This window comes from Escherichia sp. MOD1-EC5189 (assembly GCF_002966045.1).
Lineage (GTDB): Bacteria > Pseudomonadota > Gammaproteobacteria > Enterobacterales > Enterobacteriaceae > Escherichia > Escherichia coli_F.
In genome coordinates, this window is record NZ_PTRX01000114.1 from 1 (window position 1) to 551 (window position 551).

At 62.1% G+C, this 551-nt stretch carries 1 pseudogene; it reads left to right on the plus strand.

Annotated elements, in window-relative coordinates:
• Positions 1-551: pseudogene (locus ATB02_RS25790) on the plus strand (hypothetical protein); the annotation flags it as partial.

Here is a 551-nt window from a genome sequence, read left to right on the forward strand (position 1 = left end):
CAGCGCCATCTGTACTACGGCAGCGGTCATCTCCAGCAGATAAATCTGGACCGGGAGGTCATCAGCGAGTTCACACGCGACCACCTGCACCGGGAAGTGCTCAGAAGTCAGGGGCGACTGAACACACGGCAGCTTTACGACCCCACCGGGCGGCTGAAGCGCAGGGAGACATACAGCGGGATGCGCGGGGTGGTACCGGATACGTTCACTGACCGGCAGTACAATTACAGCGGCGAGGATGAACTGCTGAAGACGCGGCACAGCCGGCGGGGGGAAACGGACTACTTCTATGACGCCACGGGCCACATCACGGCGTGTCGCTCCGAGGATGAGGGGTATCTGGCGAGCTGGCAGTACGACGCGGCGGGAAACCTGCTGGGGCGGCGTGCGGGGGAAAGGGCCACGGCAGAAAACAGCGTGGTGCCGTTCAACCGGCTAACCACGTACAGGGGCATACATTACCGTTACGACGAATTTGGCCGGACGGTGGAAAAGCAGGGCCGGAGCGGCACGCAGAGTTACCGTTATGATGCGGAACACCGGATGGTGGA